Source organism: Dyella sp. NPDC103356 (assembly GCF_055584465.1).
In genome coordinates this window covers 52,597-69,979 of sequence record NZ_JBVJLZ010000009.1, presented here as the reverse complement: position 1 = coordinate 69,979, position 17,383 = coordinate 52,597, and the positions used below count along the sequence as shown (strand labels likewise).

Sequence of the window (17,383 nt, the reverse complement as noted above, 5' to 3'; positions counted from 1 at the left end):
TCAGCGCGCCTGCTGCCAATGCAGGTAGTTGGTATAGCGCTGATGCAGGTATTTGAGCTTGAGCAGGTCGTCGTAGAGGTGCCCATACAGCTTGCGACCCTTGACGCGCTCCTCGATCAAGCGCTCGATGCGCACGATCCGCGCACGCGTTTCACGTTCGCTCAAGCCGTCCAGGCCGTTGGCGAACTGCTCGGACAACTCACCCACCGGATCGTTGCGGTCAAGGTCGAGGCGATCGTATTCCGCGCTGGAGGCGTCGAACAGCCAGCGCAGCCAGCTGAGCCGGTCGGTACGGTATGCCGCGTTTTCCGGCAAGGCGAAGAACGGCGCATCCAGATCCGGCTGCAACTTGTCGTTGAGCACGAACGGCAGCACCTGCCGAACGTCGTCCAGCGACACGGCGGCATTGCCGCGGAAGTACGCCAGCGCCTTGGCAAAGACCAGCAGTGTCATCAAATTGCGTACCGACAGGCCGTTGAGGGTCTGGCAGCCCAGATCCTTCATGCGGTCGCGGCCGCTGTCTGCGGCCACGACCTGTGCCCAGTCGATGCCGGCCAGGCGCACCGTATCCTTGGTGAGATACTCGAACTGCGCACCGGCCCCTTCCATCAGCTCGAACTGGCTACAGAAGAATTCGATGCGCCGGCGCACGTCGTGCGGCACATCCACCGCACGGATTTCCTCCGCCATGCGATCGGTTTCCGCCTCGGTGAAGATGATGTCGCGCGGCATCACCTCTTCCGGACGAATGTTTTCCTCGATGCGCAACAGCATGTCGTCGAGGAAACGCGGGTTGAACGCGAGCGCCTGAACGACCACATCGATACGGTCGCGCAAGGCCTCGATCACCTGATAGGTGCCGCCGCCGCGATCGTCATTGGCGGTGAGATACCACGCCGATTCCGGGCACTCGTAGACATGGTTGAGGACCTCCGCATAGTTGTCGCCCATGACGGTAAGCAACGCGCTCTGCGTGCGCGTGGGGATGCGGTTGTATTCGTCGATGATCTTCACCCGCATCGACAGCCATTTGCGCCAGGCGATGCGGATATCTCCCATGTCCTGCGCGGCAACCAGATCCGCCGGCAGTGGGTTGCCCAGCAGGTCGGCGATGGTCATCTGCGGATGGCCGTGCTGCATGGCGCGCCGCACCTCGCGCACGGGATAGCCGGCCAGCACGCCCATCAGGATGGCGCTCGCCGTCTTGCCGCGGCCCGGTCCACCCACGATCAGGCACTTTCGCCGTGTGGCGAAGGTCAGCAGCGGCAACAGCACATAGCTGGAGTAGCTCTGCGCGGAAGGCAGCACCAGCTTGCGGTGCGTATCGCCCACCGAAAACGACGCCGAGGGACCGTCGTGGTATTCGATGTCGTAGTGAGGGCTGATGATCGCGTTGTTGACGATCCAGAAATAGGCCTGGCGCAGCTTTTCATCGAGGCGGACGGCGGGCTGCTCGGCATCGGTGGAGAGCTGCACCGGTCCTTCGTACAGCTCGGCCACATCGAACGTTCGTGGCGCCTGCTCGGCGCGGGGATTGGTGGGCGCCCGCGATACCCGCTGAAACAGATTGAAAGGCGACACACGATCCTCCGGTCGATAATCCTTCCCATGATTCTAGAGGGCCGCTGGTTGCAGGGTAAGTGGGAGGCTTAAGGCTGTAACGCGCCAAAGACGCTGGGCCCCGGCCTTCGCCGGGGCGACGATGAAAACTGAGGTTCATTGAGGTGTCGGTCAACCGTGTCGCCTCCAGTCGCAGGAAATACTGTGAGATGCGCGTAACCGTCCTAAAACCCTTTCCTACTCGTCGTCCCGGCGAAGGCCGGGACCCAGCGCCTTACGCTGCAACGTGCAAAAGACGCTAGGCCCCGGCCTTCGTCGGGGCGACGATGAAAATTGAAGCTAGTCCTTCAAGCGGGCACGAGGTCGACGCCCGCCCTGCGTGCCGCAAAAGCCTCGGGTAGATAGACGCTTTCGCAGGAAGTTTCGAGCAGGCCGATGTCGCCCTGCAAATGCAGGCTCTGCGCCACTACGAAATCGGTGATATCAGCGATCGAAAGTACCTCACGCTCACCATATCGACGCAACGTCTCACCTCGAAGCCCCAGTTGGACGGCGCGACGCTCTAGCGCCCGGCCATGCGAGTCATGGTCAGGATCCCACTGCAACCGGACATCCGACGCGGCGACAGCCAGCCGCCATGACGCCTCCGACTCGAACCGTTCCGGATCTCTAGAAGACGGCACCGAGCACCTCAATAACTCATCGAAGAAGGCACGGGAAAGGCGGATGGCCAGAATGCGCTCCTGTCCCTCCTTCGTCGCCCATCCCGAGCGGTACATCATCCACAGGAAATTGGGTTTGATCCAACTCATGCGTGCGTAGCTGAACTCGCCGCCAAAACGCTGATGCGTAACGGCATATTCGGCAATGGCAGGTCGATAGGCCTGATAGACGTAGATCGATGACTCGTCGAACTGCGCCAGAATATGCCGTCCCTTGTCCGGCCAACTGCGCGCTTGCTCCAGATAGTTTCGGGTTCTCATGTGCATATGGATTTTACTACGCCAGGCCTTGATCCCATAAAGAAGTAGACCGCGACCTCGGTTTTGGCACGCATACTCGATATGCTAGAGAAGCCCATACTGCTTTGATGATCGTGGCTTTAGTCCATAACATGCCCCAGATGCCCCGTGCGGACATCGACCCCAGTTTCATGACCGGCAGCATTGCCAGGCAGACATCGGAGTATCGATGCTGACGGCGCTTCTTTTTGTTGCTTCGCTGCTTGGCAACTCCGCGCCGCCAACCGAGGCACCGCGGGCGCCTACGCCGCAATTTCGTCGGTTCGGTACCGCGGAGGGGTTGCCCGATCCGACCATCAGCGCGCTGCTGCAGGATCGCGACGGTTACATCTGGGTGGCGACCGGCTCCGCGCTTGCACGCTATGACGGCGTGGAGTTCAAGACCTGGCCGCACCGGGCCGGCGATCCCTACGCCGCTCCGTCGGACCGCATACGTGCCCTGCTGGTCGACGCGCAGGGGCAATTATGGGGCGGCGGCGATGATGGCCTGGTGCGTTATGACGCTGCCCGCGACCGCTTCATGCATTGGCGCCATGACGACAAGGCGCCGGGCAGCCTCGGCGGGAACCAGATTGATGCGCTCGCGCAGGATCACGACGGCACCCTGTGGATTGGCTTAAGCGACGGCGGCCTGGAACATATGCTGGGCGCGGAGCGCTTCGAACATATCCGCCATGACCCGGTCAATGCGCGCAGTCTGAGCAACGACGACGTACATGTGCTGCTGACTGCGCCGAATGGCCATCTATGGGTCGGCACCGGCGCTGGCCTGGATCGGCGCGAAAGCGATGGCGGCTTCAGTCACGTACGTTTCGAAGAACTCGATGGCCAACTGGTCGCCTCGCCGCTGGTGTTCGCCCTGGCGGAAGATGGCGATGCCCTGCTGGTCGGCACCGTGCGCGGCCTCTTCCGTCTGGCCGCCGATGGCGTCGCTCGCCGCGTGCCGCTGGAAGGCGTAACGCCCGCGCCGGTTACCTCGATCGCACCCGATGGCATGGGCCGCTTGTGGCTGGGCACCACCAACGGCCAGGTGCTGCGTGATCGCGACGGGCGCCTTTTCCGCTTTGGCGCCGACCAGCTCCTGCCCTATGCGTTGCCTGGCCAGATCGTGCTGCGCCTGCTGCATGATCGTGAAGGCGGGCTATGGCTGGGCACCGAGAACGGCTTGGCTTATCTCGCGCCGGACTGGAATAACTTCACGCGCGGTATTCATCGGCCAGACGATGCGGCCAGCCTCAGTCCCGGCACCTTTACCGCGGTCGCCGCAGCAACGGACGGCGCGTTATGGATCGGCAGCCAGGACGGTGTGATCGACAGACTCGATCCGGCCACGCAGATCGTGGAGCCCGCCTCAGTACGCTTGCCCGGTGTGCACCATAACAGCGTCTACGGCATGGCAGCGGATGCGCGCGGGCGGCTATGGATCAATGCGGCAAATGGCAGCTTCCGTTATAGCCAGGGCCATCTCGAATCCATTGCCGTCACCGCGCCGGCGTACAACGTAGAACTAGACGAGAACGGTACGGCCTACATGGGCCTGGTGCCCAGCGGCTTATGTGCCGTGGCCGCCGATAGCACGCATTGCGAACCATTGGCATTCGCCAACGCCGAACTGGCCGAGGCGTCCAGTAACGATATGCGCTGGCATGGCCATGCTTTGTGGGTCGCTACGGACAAAGGCATGCTGCGCTGGGAGCCAGGCCAGCCGGTAAGCTACGTGGAAGGGGTGGAGCGACGTTTCGTGCGCGCACTGGACTTGCGTGATGACGAATTATGGGTGGCCGATGCCGATAGTCTGTCGGTCTATCGCTGGCAGAGAGGCCATGCGACACGTCTGGCGCGCTATTCCCTCGACGATCAGCGCACGATCAACAGCGTGATGAGCCTGCGCGTGGACGGCGCCGGCCGCGCGTGGCTGTTCACCCGCAGCGGACTTTGGCTATACGACCCGGCCGATCGCAGCCTGCACGGCTTCGGTCTGCAAAATGGCCTCGTAGACACGTACTTTGGCAGCAATGCGATCGCCCGCCTGCCGGACGGGACGCTGTACGCGCCTTCCAAGAACGGTATCGTCGGTTTTCAGCCGAAAGCCATCCAGCCAAATCAACGGCGGCCGGAAGTGCGATTGAGTGCGCTACGTGCGCGCGGCCCCGATGGCACGCGCGAGTTCGCCTCCGGCAACAGCCCCGTGACGTTGGCCTGGAATGACCGCGACTTCGCCATCGTGGCGCGCGCGCTGTCCTTCATGGCGCCGGAGCGAAATACCTATCGCTTTCGCCTGGATGGTGTCGACAACAACTGGGTCGATACCGGCCACCGTGGCGATCGCACCTTTACCCAGTTGCCCAGTGGCGATTTCACCTTGCACGTGCAAGCCGCCGGGCCCGATGGTGTATGGGGCGAGCTGACGACACCGCTGCACGTGCACGTGGATAATCCACCGTGGTTGCGCTGGTGGGCCTGGCTTGTTTATACCTTGCTTCTGGCGTTGCTCTTCATGGCCCTGCTCCATGCCATGCGCCGTCGCCAATCGCAGCGTCATCGCCTGGAATTGATCACGCAGGAACATCATCTGGCCAATGCCGCAAGCCAGGCAAAGACCGAGTTCCTGGCTCAGCTCGGTCACGAGATCCGCACGCCGATGACCGGCGTGCTGGGCATGGCCGAACTTCTGCAAAGCCGGCCGCTTGCCGATGTCGAGCAGCGCTACGTGCAGGCGATCCGCAACTCCGGCGAAGTTCTTCTCACGCTGGTCAACGATGCGCTCGATCTGGCGCGCATCGAGGCCGGCCACTTGCATCTGGCACCTGCTCCTTTCGATCCACGCGCCTTGATCCAGGACGTGGCCGAGTTGCAGCGGGCCAAGGCCATGGCCAAGGGGCTGGATGTGCGCGTGGATATCGCCACCGGCGTGCCGGCCTATGTGCTGGGCGATGCGGTGCGTATCCGGCAGGTCCTGCTCAATCTTGCTGGCAACGCCGTCAAGTTCACCGAGCATGGCGAAGTGCGACTGGCGCTGGCGAACGAAGCCGATGGGCTGCGCTTCACTGTCAGCGATACCGGCCCGGGGATCACGCCGGCCGACCAGGCCAAGCTATTTCAGCGCTACCAGCAATTGGACAGTCCGCAGCGCGGCTCGGGCAGCGGGTTGGGTCTGGCGATTTGCCGTGAGCTGGTGACGTTGATGGGCGGTGCCATCACGTTGGAATCGACGCCCGGTTCGAGCAGCACATTCCATGTGCTGCTGCCCTTGCCTGCCGCGCCCGCCTTCGTTGAACAACCACACTCGATCAGCAGCAAGGAAGGCCCGCGCTGGCACCTGCTACTGCTAGAGGACGAGCCTACTGTCGCCGCCGTCATCGTTGGTCTGCTGGAGGTGCAAGGACACACGGTCGAACACGCGCCCAACGCGTTGCGCGCATTGGAGATGCTGGGGCACCAGCGCTTCGACGCGGCGCTGGTCGATCTGGACCTGCCCGGCCTGGACGGCCTGCAATGGGCACGGTTGGTGCGCTCGCGTGAAGGCTGCACCACGATGCCGATGATCGCCATTACGGCGCGTGTCGGGGGTGACGAGGAAAGTCGCGCCTATGCCGCCGGCATGGATGGCTTCCTGCGCAAACCGTTGCATGGCGAACAACTGGCTCAGGCGCTGGCAGCCACGCTCAACCCTCCTGATCTTGTAGGAGCGACTTCAGTCGCGACAAGCCGTGACGTAGCCGTGGATCGCGACTGAAGTCGCTCCTACACACCTGGAGAACTTCCCGCTGTGTGGTGCGATTATTTCGTTGACGGAAACCCCATCGCATCATCGGCCATGAGCGGTAGCCGCCTCGCCAGTTCGGCGTGCAGAAAATCGACAAAGCGGCGTACACGCGGTGGCTGAAATACGTTCGGGTGGTACATCGCGTGGATAGGCGTGGGTGCGGACCAAGCAGGCGCGTTGACGAGCATCAACCGGCCTTCGCGTACATCCGACATCACCGCCCAAAGCTGACGATAAGCAAAGCCGCGACCGAGCACAGCCCAGGTACGTATGACTTCGCTGTCGGTGCTCTCGTGATATCGCCGGACCCGCACGACCTCTTCCCCGAGACGCCACTCATTTCGAGGCCCGGCGTTCGTGGTGAGTACCAGTGACGGCAATTCAGCGAGCTCCTCAGGATGCTTCGGTATGCCATGGGTCTCAATGCACGTTGGCGAGGCGCAGACCACGCGCCAGCTATCGGCAAGATGACGCGCCACCAGGTCGCTGTTCTCCAATGGGCCGACGCGAATCGCCACATCGATATCGTCCGGCACGAAACGCGAGAGCGAATCCGATAGTGTCAGAACAATGCGCACATCCGGATGCAGGTCCATGAAACGATCCAGGATGTAGACCAGCAGATTGCGCCCCAGATCCGAAGGCGCCGATATGCGCAGCGTGCCGCTTACAGCATCGGTGCCGTTGCGAACCACACGCTCGGCTTCCTTCATGGTCTCGATGGCGATCCGACAGGACGCGACATAGCTGCGCCCTTCATCGGTCAGGCGCAATTGCCGGGTCGTACGTTCGAAGAGCCGCGCGCCGAGCATGGCCTCGATCCGTTGCAGACAGGCGCTGGCCGCGGCAGGCGAGAGCCCCGCCCGTCGACCGGCAGCCGACAGGCTGCTCAGATCGGCCGCGTCGACAAGGAGTTGCATGTCGCTAAGGCGGTTCATGAAGTCCAGGCTGCGAAAGGGCCAGGAGGCATGATCTTCAAATAAGATTTGAAGGTCAATAAATATCCAGGCCTATTATCAATACAAGACGCGCAGGTGACGATGCCCTCACCCCAATCCACCCGAGGTTTCGACATGTCACGCGCCAAACTCTTGTTGCTTGCCTCCCTGCTCGCCCCACTGGCTGCTTCGCCCGTCCTGGCCGCCAGCCCGGCCCAGGCTGGGGCGATGAAACACATGGATGCTGCTGGCGACCACATGATGGTGCCAAAGGAACTGGTCGGAGCCTGGACTCTGGTTCGTTGCGACAACGTCTATCCGGACGGACATCGCGTGGAGCTCTATGGCTCGAACCCAGAGGGCATGTGGCTTATCGATGCACAGGGCGACTACATGATGCAGATCGTGCGGGCGAAGCGCATGCCCTTCGCGGTAAACGACAAATCCAAGGGGACCGCGGACGAGTACCGTGCTGCCTCGATGGACAGCAATGCCCACTTCGGTCACGTCAGTGCCAACGGCACCGTCATGCACAGCCAGATCCTGCGCGCATCGTTTCCGAACTGGGACGGCAAGGGTGGCGACACGAATTACACCATTGCCGGCGATGAATTGACCTATACCGTAGCCAAGCCGTCCAGTGGTGCGGCAGAAGGAGCGCACGGTGAGGTCGTATGGCGGCGCGTTCGCTCATAGCGATTTCCCGCCCGACGAATGCATGTCGATGCGGTAACCACCCGCATCGACGTGCGCTCGGTCTTTCGCTATTTTCCGCATTGATCATGGGGACAGCATGGAACGCTGTCTGTAGCACAAAAACGCTACACGCGCTCTCGCCTATTGAGTTGCACAATGATGCTCTTTAGGGATCTTGGACTCCTCATGGATTCACCGAGCATCGGCCAGCTGCCGCCCTTGATCCACGTTGCCATCGTGGAAGATGACCTGGGCTTCAGCCGTGCGCTGGCTGAGGCGATAGCGAGTGCGCAGGACATTCGGCTTGCCGGCACCGCTGGTACCCGCGCTGAAGGGTTGAGCCTGTTGCAGGGCGAGCCCACTGATGTGCTGCTGGTGGATCTGGGTTTGCCCGATGGCTCCGGTATCGACGTCATCAAGGCCGCCGTGCGGCTGTGGCCCAGCTGCAGCGTCATGGTCAGTACCAACTTCGGCGATGAGGTCCACGTCATCCGCTCGATCGAGGCGGGTGCATCGGGTTACCTGCTGAAGGACAGCACCCCCGCCAGGATCGTCGACGAAATTCGCAGCGTGGCCAGCGGCGGCAGCCCGATCAGCCCCATCATTGCGCGGCAGGTGCTCGCCCGGTTCCGGCAGATCAAGACCGGGGATGCGGCTCGATCGACCGCGTCGGAGGAAACTCAACTGCTGCTATCGGCGCGCGAGAAAGAAGTGTTGGAACTCATCACCAAAGGCTTTACGGCCAATGAAATCGCTAAGCTGATGTCCTTGTCGCCCTTCACTGTGCGAAGCTTTGTGAGGCGCATTTACAGCAAGTTGAACGTGACATCCAAGGCGGAAGCAATCTATGAAGCCAGAAATCAGGGGATTCTGGACGGCTAGTTCGGCTCGAACATCGATATCGGGTAAAGCTGTTATCGAAAGGAAACCTCATCGCCTTTTGAAATACTTTCCTGCTGCCGCACTTGTTTTCTCGATAGCCATGCTGGCTGCGGTGGGCGCCCTCCTCTCTTTAGCGGTAAGTGGCATCCAGCGATCCGGCGAGAGTCTGCACCTGACGCACGCCAGTTGGCAGGAAGTGGAAACGCCCGGCTTCAGTACAGCGCCTGTCTCGTTGGACAGCCGCAGCTTGCCGGATACATGGCATGACACGGCGCTACCCCTTGCCATGCACCCGGCCTCGCAAGCCGAGGGCGCCAAGACCGGCGCGGACCGCATCACCTGGGTCAGAGTGCCCGTGGACGGGCAGCCGTCTGCAACGAAGTCGCTGTCGTTGTATGGCGTGCGCCTCAAGACCGACGGCCCCATCGACATCTATATCAACGGCAAGCTGATGTATCGGGGGCAGCAGCGAGGCCAGCAATGGAGCAGCTTGTTCACTCCGTTGTGGGTAGGGTCGGAGCCAGGCATGGGCGACGTGCCAGTGCGGGAAATTCTGATCAGGCTTGAACACACATCGCAGTACCCGATTGCCGTGTCCTCGTTGTGGCTGGGCCCCGCCGATGCCTTGCGCGGCCGTTATGAGATCCGGCAGTGGTTGCAGCGTGGATTGCCGGCCATGTTGAACGCGGCATTTTTGGCGGTGGGCGTCTTTGCCCTGTTCGTGTGGTTCAGACGTCGCCATGAAACGGGCTATCTGTTGTTCTTCAACCTGTCCGCCATCGCCTTTGTCGCACACCTGCACTATTACGTGGATTTGCCGATTGCCCAGGACTGGTTCGGCTGGCTCGTGCTCAATTCCATATGCTGGGGGCTCACAGCGGTACATTTCTTTTTACGGCATCTGCACCGTCACCCGCTGCGCTGGCTCGGTCGAGCCATGGTGGCGGCGACCGTGCTGATTGGCATCGCCACCCTGCCGCTGCCTTGGGCCTTGTCTGGTACGGCGCCGGTCCTGGCGGCGATCTACGCGATCGAATTGCTGATGGCCATGGTGGTGGGGATCGTGGGTGGCGTCAGTACCTGGCGGGCCTCGCGGGAGGGACGCCTGGTAGTCGTGGCGATCGCCATCTGCGTTCTGCTCGGCATGTCCGACTGGATGTTGCATAACAACGTTGTCGGTCCGGAAGGCTGGTTCCTGGGTGCGTACACCAATGGCGTCACCTTTATCTTCTTTGGCTTGCTGATGTATCGGCGTTACGTGAGTGCCATCGAAGAGGTGGAGCGGATCAACGCCAGTCTCGCCGAACGACTGCGCCTGCGTGAGATCGAACTGGAACAAAGCCATCAACGATTGCGCGAGATCGAACAGCGTCAATTGCTGAGCGACGAACGCCAGCGCCTGATGCAGGACATGCACGATGGGCTCGGTTCCAGCCTGATCAGCGCCATTCGCTCGGTGGAGCAAGGCCGCATGAGCGATACGGAGGTATCGCAGATACTCAAGGACTGCATGGACGACCTCAAGCTGGCGATCGACTCGATGGAACCGGTCGAAGCCGATCTCTTGCTGTTGCTGGCCACCCTGCGTTTCCGATTGGAACCCCGCATGGAGGGCGCCAATGTTGCATTGGTCTGGGACATCAGGGAACTGCCGGCGCTGGCCTGGCTGGACCCGTCGAGCGCGCTGAATATCCTGCGTATCGTCCAGGAAAGTGTAGCCAACACATTGCGCCACACGCGCGCCACCGTCATCAGGATGACCACAGCCGTCGAGGGAGTCGGCGTACAGATCGCCATTGAAGACAATGGCCAGGGCTTCGACGTGGCAACCGCCCTTCGGCGAAGCCATGGGCGCGGCCTGCAGAATCAGCAGCGTCGTGCGCAGTCGATCGACGGACAGGTTACGTGGCTTTCGGGAGAAACCGGCACGCGATTTACGCTGTGGCTGCCGCTGGAACGCAAAAAATAGTATCCGTATGACGCCGATGGTTTGGCGACCAGGTATGACAGATACTATCCGCCGAGTTGGCTGCGCAGGAGAACGTCATGAAGATTGTTCCCGTGATCAAGTCCAGTAACCTGGAGGCATCCCTACGGTTTTACACACGGATCCTCGATTTCGAACGCAAATGGCCGGGATACGAGGACGAGGAAATGTCCAACGGCGTCATCGACCTTGTCCGCGACGGCGCCGAGCTACAGCTGTCGCGCCACGCAGGCGATGGCGTCTTCGGTTCGATCAACCGTGTGTTCGTAGAGAATGTCGACGAACGTTACTCCACCTTTCGCGCGCGAGGGCTGGACACCACGCTGCGCCCTGACTCCCCGCTTCATTCCGCACCGGTCGATCAAACGTGGGGACTGCGAGAATTTGCCGTGGTCGATCCAGACGGCAATGGTTTGTGCTTTTGCACACCCATCACATAGATGCGATGGGTGACAAACCTTTGGAAATCCCGGGCCGGCCTATCAACTCACTTGCCGGGCAAACCGCTCCAGCCAGAGAAAAGACACCAGCACTGCCGTAGGCACAAGTGCACGCGTGGAGGCTACCCGATCCAACAATTCCAGTGCCGCCTTGGGCCGAACCAGACCCAGGTCGGCCAGAACACATTCGCGCAGTTGCGAGGCAATAGCGCTGGCGTGCCGGGCAATGACATTGGGAAGCACATGCGCGAAGCTTTCCTTGACGTAGCCCTGCGAGAAGATTTCCTCGCCGAGATGGCTGCGCAGGTATTGCCTCATGACTTCCCTGCCCTGGCGATGCTCCGTCGGCAATCGGTGGCAGAAGGTCACGAGACTGGGAGTGCTCAGTGGATTGATCGGCCAGAAACCGTGCCGGAGCATATCGGGAGTGCGCGATGCATGCGCCAGTAGCACGCTCGCTGGCACGGGGCTGGCCGGAGCTTCGAAATGAAGCAGGCTGTTTGCGGCGTTCCATGCGCGCGGTGTGAGTAGTTGCTCCACATAGTGCGGCGTTTCGCTTTGCCACGCTTGGACATGTACTGCCTGTGTTTCATCCAGGTAATACGGAAACAGTTCGTCGCCGCCGATGCCGGTGAAGAGCGTGTCGCATCCCCGTGCCTTCGACTGTGCCCAGAGCGCCATGGAAGGTTCGAGGTAGTACTCCCAGTAAAGTCTGGGTGTTCGGCCGGGCTGGGGTTGTACATCAGCGGACGGCGGGTAGTCGGCCATCTCCACGGTGTAGTCGCGCAGGCCAAGCCGGCTTGCCATCCGTTGACGGCGCTGCTCCTGACTTTGGCGCGTGTCTCCGTCCAGAAGAATGCCCAGGCTTTCTACTTCTTCATGCGATTCGGCCAAGGCGCAGGCCACCGTAGCCGAGTCCATGCCACCGCTCAGCTCCGCCGCCACTTGGCTTCTTCCCTTGGGTCGCATGGACACGGTGCGTTGCAAATGCTCGCCGAACGCCACCATGGCATCGCGGCCTTTCGGCAAAGGCGATGGAACCGTCTCTTCTACCGGCGACGGATACCGGTAACTGACCTTGCCCGGTTCAACATAAAGCAAGGCACGCTCGGTGAGCAGCGTGACACCGACGCTGAGCTGGCGCGCCGCATAGATCGAATGAAGCGCAAGGCGATGGCTTGCCATCTCTACGTCGATGGCCAAAGGCCCGACCAGCAGATCGCCCGGATCCCAGGAGAGCAGGACACGGTCGCGGAAGGTTCGAAAATACAGCGGCACGGTGCCGAAAACCCCTGCCCGCACCTTCATCCGGCATCCCGCCTGCGCGATCTCGATCATGACGTAGTCGAGTGGCCAGAGCAGGCATTCCTGATAAAGCCGGTTGAACGTCTCGATATCGACGTCTCGCTTTGCGGCCAATGCGTCAGACGCTCTGGATGCGAGGCGCTCCCTGACTGCCACAAACCATTGACCTTCGGTGCGCACAAAAAGCGTTTCGAGCATTCGATGCGGGAAGGGAGTGATCTGGCTTTCGCCCACCATGATGGAGTCATTTATCCAATCCGCATTCAGCGCGAGATCGGATAGCGCGATAGTGGCCTTGAGCATGATCGATTTCCGCACGAAAAAAAGGTCGCCTCGCGAAAGAGGCGACCCTGGTATTCACGGCAAACCAGATATTGGCTTGTCGGCATCTCTTGCAGCCCGGAAGGCGATAATCAGGGGCCGTGCCCTGCAATATCGCCCGGAATGGGAAGTTTCCAGGTTTGCTTTTTAGTCTTTACATGCCGCGACATCGGCGCTTCTACTTGAACATCGAAATGATTGATTTCACTCACGCTCTCTTCTTGCATGACAACGTCTTGCTGTTCCATAAGAGTATCCGTTGAGTTGGCCGCCAGGTGCGGCAATTCTGACGCTAGCACAGCCGTGAGGCTGGCAAACGAATCACAGATCACTATTGGCTAGATGTCCGACCACAATTTATTGCGCCCCTCCTAATCTCCTACCACAATTTATTGCGCCCCTCCTACTCGTCATCCCGGCGCAGGCCGGGATCCAGCGACTTTGCGGTCGGTTATCGCGAGAGGCATAAAGAATCTGCTTTATCGCGAAAACCGGGAACCGGAGACACTGGATCCCGGCCTGCGCCGGGATGACGATAGGAGGAACTGAAGAACATCCTGGTTAATGAAGCTCGCGCACGCAGCGCTCAAGCCAGAGAAACGATGTCAGTGCGGTGGTAGGCGCGGAAGCCCTGGTAGCGGCTACCGATTCGAGCAACCCTAGAACGGCGCGCTGATCCACCAAACCAAGATCCGCTAACGCGCAATCGCGTAGCTGTGCCGCAAGCGACGAAGCGTGATGAGAAATCAGCTCCGGGAAGACCCCAGCAAAGGTTTCCTTGGTGTAGTTGCGTGGAAACACCTCATCGCCTAAATGCGCTTGCAGATATTGCCGGATGAGCTCTCTGCCTTGTCGATGTTCGCGAGGCAGTCGATGACAGAAGGCAATGAGGCCAGGGTCGCTCAGCGGATTGACCGGCCACAACCCGTGCCGCACCAGATCAGGGGCACGGCAGGCATGTGCCAATAGCGCTGTGGAGGGGACGGGGCTGGGTGGCGCGTCGAAGCCGCGAAGGCTATTGGCAGCGCTCCGCGCATGGGGCGTGAGCAATTGCATGGCGTAATGCCTGACCTCGTGCTCCCTTCCCGTCGTACTCGGATCCTGCTTCTGTACTTCGTCGAGATAGCTCGGAAACAGCTCATCGCCGCCGATACCGGTGAAGAGCACGTCGTGCCCTTGCACACGTGCCTTGCTCCATAGCGCCGAACAGGCTTCCAAGTAGTACTCGCGTGACAGGCTCTTTGACAGAACTGGGCGTTGGATATCGAGATCGGGCGGAAAGGCCGTCATCTCCACGGTATCGTCGAGCAGGCCGAGTCGCTTCGCAATCTGCTCCCGGCGTTGAACTTGCGGTTGGCGAACGTGGCCGTCCAACAAGATTCCCTTGCTTGCCACCGGCCCATGGCGTTTCGCCAAGGCACACGCCACGCTGGCCGAGTCCATGCCGCCGCTCAGCTCCAGCGATATTCGACTCGCTGCCATCGGCCTGACCGATACGGCACGCTGCAGGAGCTCGTCGAACATCGACAGCGCATCGCGCCCTGCGGGCAACGGTGCGGGAGAAGTCTCCGCGGCCGGCGTGGGATACCGATAACTTGCCCTGCCCGGCTCGACCTCAAACGAAGCACGTTCGGTCAGCAACTGGATGCCCACACTCAACTGTCGCGCCGAGTACACCGTGTTCATCGCAAGACGATGGCTGGCGATCTCCGCATCGATCGCTAAAGGCTCGGTGGCCAGATCCGTAACGTCCCAGGAGAGTTTGACTCTGTCCTGGGTGGCGCGACAGTAAAGAGGTAACGAGCCAAATACGCCGGCACGTACTTTCATCCGGCAGCCCATCTGCGCGGCTTCGAACATGACGTAGTCGAGGGGCCACAATAGGCACTGCCGATAAAGTCTTTGGAATTCCTCGTTGTCGACATCGCGCGCCCCTATGGTTGCGTCTGCCGATGCTGTGCGCTCCCGCACTATGGCGAACCATTGGCCTTTCGTCCGTACCAGCAATGCTTCGAGGCTCGGATGCGCGTGAGGCGTGATTCGACTGTCTCCCAACACGATGGAGTCATCCCGCCATTGCGGGTCATGCAATAGATCCGGTAAAGCAATGTCGGCCTTGAGCATGCTGGGTTCTTATCCATAAAGAAGCCGTCTCCGATGAAGGAGGCGGCTTGAGTATTACCAAAGAACGAGATCAGGTTTCGTGATTGCGTCGCTTAACCGCCACCGCCATGGATGGTACCGGCGCGGCCGATATCACCGTCGTCGTTGATCTTGGGTGCGCGCTTTCCCGTCGCTGCCAGATTACGCAGCGGTCCGTCCAATTCAACGCCGAAAGGATTGATTTCGTTCTGAAACTCTTCGTGCATCACAACATCGAGCTGATTCATGAGGGCACTCCGATTGAGATAAATGGGCCACCCCTATGGCGGCCTTCAGAACCTATCATGATTTACCGTTTCAAAATGCCATCAAATGGGTCGAGTGCATTTACTATGAAATAGCGCACATTTTTCCGAAACCCGGCCTTTCAGTGTGCTAATCGCGTGCAGCAATATTTTCTACCCGTTTGAAATAGCGATATTTTATTTCCTTAGAACCTCCGAGAATTTAGAGGCATGCCCCATGTATCCGTTACGGAAATCATGGGGCCCGCCTCTAACTGCAGCCAGGGTGCCGCTACACGTCGCGAAGCGCCTGGAAGTACGCCGCAATATCCTCGGGAAAGTCATAGCGCTCTTCGGGAATTGGAGAACCCGCATCGATCAAGGCTTTTGCGCAAGCCAGCCAATCGCCGCCGGGCGTTGTTTCCGCGATGGAGGCGAAACTGAGAGTGCCGTAGACATTGTCGTTGTAACCGTGGCGTTCGTCATAATGCGCGCCATGTGCGAGCAGGAATGCGGCCAGCGCAGCGTTGCCTCGAAACACCGCCTGATTGAGGGCGCTACCGTCGATGTCACCACCGCGCGCCGTGATCGGCCACCCCGCCTCCACCATTACCTTCACTGCGTCATCGCAGCCAGCGGCAGCCAGGTCAGGGAGCATACGCAAGGCCCGGGGTGAAAGTTTGTCGATCACATCGGGTTCGGCAGCCAATATGGCCTGCACCGCCTTACGGTCAGCCCGCGCACAGGCATTGAGGAATGCATCGCGCGGGCGATGATCCGCGACTGCCCCGGCTCGCAATAGACGCTCGGTTACCTCCGTGAGCCCCAGGCAATGGGCAAGGCGGTAGGCACTGACCCCATGGTGAGTACTTGCCGAAGGGTTGGCACCGGCGTCGAGCAGGATGCCGATGATGTCGGGCGAGCGTCGACGATGGATTGCATGCAGCAAAGGCAACCCATGGGGGCCGTCTTCATTCGGATCGCCACCGTGAGCAAGCAGTAGGCGCAGCGTCTCCGGTCGCTCCATATCCAACGCGCGAAACAGCGCGTTGCAGCCGGTGACATGAGCTCCAGCATCCAACAACAGCTTGGTCAAAGTGCTGTCAGCGGCTTCAGTGGCGTGGTACAGAGACTCGTTGTCGTTGGGGTTGGCACCAACGGCCAGCAATGCGCGGGTGATCACGATATCGTGGTTGCGACCGGCAGCGCCATATAAAGCGCTGAGTGGATCGCCAGGGAGCTGCGGGTCGATCCAGACCGCATTGGGGTCCGCTCCCGCATCGAGCAACAACTCGACGCAAGTGCGGATGCCTAGTGCATATCCGGGTAGCGCAATCAGTCCGGAAAAGGTCGCACAAACCAATGGCGTCATGGCGTTGTCCGCATGGGCCGTTCTGGCCCAATCCGGATCGGCGGCGATGGCTGCCTTCACCGTGGCGACGTCGCCGACGGCGCAAGCGAGCACCGCATCGCCGGCCAGTACATCCGGATGATCGTGTAGCAGGCGTTCGGCGAGTCGTGGCTTGGCCACCTGATAGCCGTAGCCAAAGGTCCAGAGTTGCCATTGATGCCGTCGCGTCGCTGCATCGGCAGTAATCGCGGCGAGCGCCACATACTCCTTCAACTGCACCCACGAGACAAAACCGTATTCGCGCGCGATGCACGATTGCGCGTCATGTAGACGCAGGTCCATCTCGGCAATGGCTTCGTGATTGAAGTTGGCGGCAACAGGCAAGGCGACACGGATGCGTTCGAGCGCGTCGCGGTCCTTGAGACGAAAACCGTCAAGCAGGACCTTGGCCTGTTTCTTCAAATGGTCCAGATGCGGACGAGCGGGCAATACTTTCATGACAACCTCCATGCATGGTATGCCGAAGGTCCGCAAGCCCGGCTGCACAAAGGTTGGGTGATGGCAAGCAACTGACAGGTGGGTTGAACCCTTTCCGCGGACCCGGTGGCGGCCTTGCAACGCCGTGGCGGAGCGTAGCACAGGTCCCTGGATTGGATAAAAAGACTCAAGACGTCAACCGAGGCTCCCCTGACTTGCTGCTCGAGGATTGACGCAGACCGCCCGATGCG

13 protein-coding genes are annotated in these 17,383 nt (G+C 60.7%); 5 read left to right on the top strand and 8 right to left on the bottom strand.

What is annotated here, in order from left to right:
- The gene (locus tag ACZ6WW_RS18885; protein ID WP_465275563.1) at positions 1 to 1,581 is read right to left on the bottom strand and encodes an AAA family ATPase; all 1,581 of its coding nucleotides are present in this window, start codon (positions 1,579 to 1,581) and stop codon (positions 1 to 3) included.
- 326 nt (positions 1,582 to 1,907) lie between these two features.
- Positions 1,908 to 2,543 (bottom strand): DUF4291 domain-containing protein, encoded by a 636-nt coding sequence (locus ACZ6WW_RS18880; RefSeq protein ID WP_465275562.1) that lies wholly within the window; start codon positions 2,541 to 2,543, stop codon positions 1,908 to 1,910.
- Between the two features lie 208 nt (positions 2,544 to 2,751).
- Between ACZ6WW_RS18880 and ACZ6WW_RS18875 the strand changes: the two genes are divergently transcribed.
- Positions 2,752 to 6,318, top strand: a complete 3,567-nt coding sequence (locus ACZ6WW_RS18875) for a two-component regulator propeller domain-containing protein (protein WP_465275561.1) — start codon at positions 2,752 to 2,754, stop codon at positions 6,316 to 6,318.
- A 44-nt stretch (positions 6,319 to 6,362) separates the two neighbouring features.
- Here ACZ6WW_RS18875 and ACZ6WW_RS18870 read toward each other — a convergent pair whose 3' ends face one another.
- Positions 6,363 to 7,286 (bottom strand): LysR family transcriptional regulator, encoded by a 924-nt coding sequence (locus ACZ6WW_RS18870; RefSeq protein ID WP_465275560.1) that lies wholly within the window; start codon positions 7,284 to 7,286, stop codon positions 6,363 to 6,365.
- Between the two features lie 135 nt (positions 7,287 to 7,421).
- On the opposite strand from ACZ6WW_RS18870, the gene ACZ6WW_RS18865 reads away from it, so the two are divergent.
- The 4 genes from ACZ6WW_RS18865 to ACZ6WW_RS18850 all read left to right on the top strand — a co-directional run bounded on the left by ACZ6WW_RS18865 (position 7,422) and on the right by ACZ6WW_RS18850 (position 11,291).
- Positions 7,422 to 7,982, top strand: a complete 561-nt coding sequence (locus ACZ6WW_RS18865) for a lipocalin-like domain-containing protein (RefSeq protein ID WP_465275559.1) — start codon at positions 7,422 to 7,424, stop codon at positions 7,980 to 7,982.
- 186 nt (positions 7,983 to 8,168) lie between these two features.
- Positions 8,169 to 8,864: a response regulator gene (locus tag ACZ6WW_RS18860; protein ID WP_465275558.1), complete on the top strand. Its 696-nt coding sequence runs from the start codon at positions 8,169 to 8,171 to the stop codon at positions 8,862 to 8,864.
- 58 nt (positions 8,865 to 8,922) lie between these two features.
- Complete coding sequence (locus ACZ6WW_RS18855; RefSeq protein WP_465275557.1) at positions 8,923 to 10,833, top strand: sensor histidine kinase; 1,911 nt, start codon at positions 8,923 to 8,925, stop codon at positions 10,831 to 10,833.
- 77 nt (positions 10,834 to 10,910) lie between these two features.
- On the top strand, positions 10,911 to 11,291 hold the full coding sequence (locus ACZ6WW_RS18850) for a glyoxalase superfamily protein (protein ID WP_465275556.1): 381 nt from the start codon (positions 10,911 to 10,913) through the stop codon (positions 11,289 to 11,291).
- Positions 11,292 to 11,333: 42 nt separating this feature from the next.
- On the opposite strand, the gene ACZ6WW_RS18845 is transcribed toward ACZ6WW_RS18850, so the two are convergent.
- From ACZ6WW_RS18845 to ACZ6WW_RS18825, 5 genes are all read right to left on the bottom strand, one after another.
- Entirely contained in the window at positions 11,334 to 12,899 is a 1,566-nt protein-coding gene (locus ACZ6WW_RS18845) for an asparagine synthase-related protein (protein WP_465275555.1), read from the bottom strand.
- A gap of 110 nt (positions 12,900 to 13,009) precedes the next feature.
- Positions 13,010 to 13,165 carry a hypothetical protein gene (locus ACZ6WW_RS18840; protein ID WP_281848876.1) on the bottom strand — a complete coding sequence of 52 codons (156 nt, stop codon included), beginning with the start codon at positions 13,163 to 13,165 and terminating at the stop codon, positions 13,010 to 13,012.
- A 313-nt stretch (positions 13,166 to 13,478) separates the two neighbouring features.
- Positions 13,479 to 15,041, bottom strand: a complete 1,563-nt coding sequence (locus tag ACZ6WW_RS18835) for an asparagine synthase-related protein (protein ID WP_465275554.1) — start codon at positions 15,039 to 15,041, stop codon at positions 13,479 to 13,481.
- A gap of 92 nt (positions 15,042 to 15,133) precedes the next feature.
- Positions 15,134 to 15,307 (bottom strand): hypothetical protein, encoded by a 174-nt coding sequence (locus ACZ6WW_RS18830; protein ID WP_465275553.1) that lies wholly within the window; start codon positions 15,305 to 15,307, stop codon positions 15,134 to 15,136.
- A 289-nt stretch (positions 15,308 to 15,596) separates the two neighbouring features.
- Positions 15,597 to 17,153, bottom strand: coding sequence for an ankyrin repeat domain-containing protein (locus ACZ6WW_RS18825; protein WP_465275552.1), 1,557 nt, complete (start codon positions 17,151 to 17,153; stop codon positions 15,597 to 15,599).
- Positions 17,154 to 17,383: the final 230 nt, after the last annotated feature.

Coding starts and splice junctions, on each gene's coding strand:
- ACZ6WW_RS18840 (WP_281848876.1), bottom strand. CDS start 13,165: ATGGAACAGCAAGACGTTGTCATGCAAGAAGAGAGCGTGAGTGAAATC.
- ACZ6WW_RS18870 (WP_465275560.1), bottom strand. CDS start 7,286: ATGAACCGCCTTAGCGACATGCAACTCCTTGTCGACGCGGCCGATCTG.
- ACZ6WW_RS18865 (WP_465275559.1), top strand. CDS start 7,422: ATGTCACGCGCCAAACTCTTGTTGCTTGCCTCCCTGCTCGCCCCACTG.
- ACZ6WW_RS18860 (WP_465275558.1), top strand. CDS start 8,169: ATGGATTCACCGAGCATCGGCCAGCTGCCGCCCTTGATCCACGTTGCC.
- ACZ6WW_RS18880 (WP_465275562.1), bottom strand. CDS start 2,543: ATGAGAACCCGAAACTATCTGGAGCAAGCGCGCAGTTGGCCGGACAAG.
- ACZ6WW_RS18825 (WP_465275552.1), bottom strand. CDS start 17,153: ATGAAAGTATTGCCCGCTCGTCCGCATCTGGACCATTTGAAGAAACAG.
- ACZ6WW_RS18830 (WP_465275553.1), bottom strand. CDS start 15,307: ATGAATCAGCTCGATGTTGTGATGCACGAAGAGTTTCAGAACGAAATC.
- ACZ6WW_RS18850 (WP_465275556.1), top strand. CDS start 10,911: ATGAAGATTGTTCCCGTGATCAAGTCCAGTAACCTGGAGGCATCCCTA.
- ACZ6WW_RS18845 (WP_465275555.1), bottom strand. CDS start 12,899: ATGCTCAAGGCCACTATCGCGCTATCCGATCTCGCGCTGAATGCGGAT.
- ACZ6WW_RS18835 (WP_465275554.1), bottom strand. CDS start 15,041: ATGCTCAAGGCCGACATTGCTTTACCGGATCTATTGCATGACCCGCAA.
- ACZ6WW_RS18875 (WP_465275561.1), top strand. CDS start 2,752: ATGCTGACGGCGCTTCTTTTTGTTGCTTCGCTGCTTGGCAACTCCGCG.